This window comes from Helicobacter bizzozeronii, assembly GCF_900196775.1.
GTDB lineage: Bacteria > Campylobacterota > Campylobacteria > Campylobacterales > Helicobacteraceae > Helicobacter > Helicobacter bizzozeronii.
The window spans coordinates 1-1998 of the sequence record NZ_FZLB01000081.1 but is presented as its reverse complement, the minus strand read 5'-3'; the positions used below and the strand labels follow the sequence as shown (position 1 = coordinate 1998).

Annotated in this window: 1 protein-coding gene and 2 pseudogenes; all 3 read left to right on the top strand. The window is 49.6% G+C overall.

The window, feature by feature from the left end; genetic code table 11:
• Nucleotides 1-95: 95 nt before the first annotated feature.
• A pseudogene (locus tag C5684_RS08010) lies at nt 96-692 on the top strand (energy transducer TonB); the annotation flags it as partial.
• Nucleotides 692-1708 (top strand): dihydroorotase, encoded by a 1017-nt coding sequence (pyrC, locus tag C5684_RS08005; protein WP_104639977.1) that lies wholly within the window; start codon nt 692-694, stop codon nt 1706-1708. The pseudogene C5684_RS08010 and the gene pyrC, both read left to right, overlap by 1 nt.
• Nucleotides 1705-1998: pseudogene (locus tag C5684_RS08000) on the top strand (neuraminidase); the annotation flags it as partial. The gene pyrC and the pseudogene C5684_RS08000, both read left to right, overlap by 4 nt.

The window sequence follows — 1998 nt, the reverse complement described above, 5'->3', positions numbered from 1 at the left end:
TCCTCTCTCATTTTATTTTCAACATCAGCGACATCTCCTAACTCAACGCCTCCCTATTCGTCGGCAGCGTCAGAGGTGTATAAGGCACCGGCCATGAGACCCACCATAAGGCTTTACAACAAGAACAAAAAGAGGTGGTGAAAAAAGCCCCCCTAGAAACCCCCAAACAAGTCCCCCAAAAAACCCCAGAACCCAAGCACGCCCCCCAACACAAGGCCCAAAAAGCCCCTACTGATGATTTTAACCCCAATAATTTATCCTTCTTGCCCTCAGAGCAAACCCCCCAACCCCAACCCAACCATGCTAGACGCCAAAGCTATGAAGAAGACAAGGGCATGGATAGCCAGACTCGCAAGGATATTGACGAACTCTATGGCGAAGAATTTGGGGATTTAGGCACAGCTGAAAAAGACTTCATTAGAAGCAATTTGAGCGAAATTGGGCGCATCACCCAAAAATATTTGGAATACCCCAGTGCGGCGGGGTATTTGGGGCAAGATGGCGTGGATGCAGTCGAGTTTTACCTCCACCCCAATGGGGACATCACGGGATTAAAAATTATTTTGCCCTCTGGCTACAAACTCCTAGATGACAACACGCTAAAGACTATCACCATTGCCTACAAAGACTACCCCCGCCCCACCACCACCACGCTGATTCGTATCCGCGTGCGTTACTTCATCTACCGCTAATGGACACCCTAACCCTACACAACCCCCTAGATATGCACTTGCACCTGCGTGAGGGCGATTTGTTGCAAGCCATCTTGCCCTTTAGTGCGCGCTATTTTAGTGCTGCGGTGGTGATGCCCAATCTCACAATCCCCATCACCAACACCGCCCTAGCCCTAGAGTATAAAGCCCAGATCAAACAAGCGGGCTTTGATTTTACGCCCTTGATCGCGCTTTATTTGACCCCCGATTTGACACGCCAAGAATTAGAACAAGCTAGGGAAGCCGGCTTTTTTCTACTCAAACTCTACCCCCACAATGCAACCACCAATTCAGCCCAAGGCGTGCAGGACATCTTAAGCCCCCAAATGTTGCGGATTTTAAGCGTGTCGCAAGATTTGGGCTTTATTTTATGCGTGCATGCCGAGAGTTTGGGCTTTGTGATGCAAAGAGAGGTGGAGTTCCACCCCATTTTAAACACGCTGGCTATGCGCTTGCCCCGCTTAAAAATCATCATCGAGCACTTGAGCGATCGGCGTAGTATCCCCCTCTTGGAACAACATGAAAATCTCTATGCCACGCTCACCCTGCACCACATCGCCCTAAACCTAGATGATGTGGTAGGCAACCACCTAAACCCGCATTTGTTTTGCAAACCCCTTTTAAAAACCCCCCAAGATCAGCAAGCCTTGCTGGAGTTAGCCCTAAGCGCACACCCCAAAGTGGCTTTTGGATCAGATAGTGCCCCGCATTTATTGGCAAGCAAGCACGCTTGTTCTTGTAGTGCGGGCATTTTTAGCGCACCCATTTTGCTAGAAGCCCTCACAACCCTTTTTGATCGCCACCACGCCCTAGACAAACTCCCCGCCTTCATCAGCCACAACGCCCAACGCATCTACCACCTAGACCCCCACAAACTCCCCACTAAGAAAATCACCCTTGCTAAAAAACCCCCCAACCCACCTAAAAGTTGTTATAACGATCAACTTAAAATCCCCTTTTTCTTTGATTTAACTTGGAGCGTGATCGCTCCTTGAAACGCCTTTTAGCTTTCTTGCTACTCTTAAGCCTTGTAGGGGCATGCTTGCTCTTTTTAGCCCCCAAACCCTTTAGCCTAGCCCCAGCCCCCAAACTGGAGCCCAGCACAACACCCCTTTTTGTTAAAAAAACCCTCCCCCCTGCGGGCACTAAAAGCATGCATGCGGCTACCTTGAGCGTGCTGGATACAGATTATCTCATGGGGGCTTACTATCGGGGGAGTCCGGATGGGGTGGGTGATGTTAAAATCTATGCCCTTCTTTACAAACTGAGAACCCAAGAGTGGGGA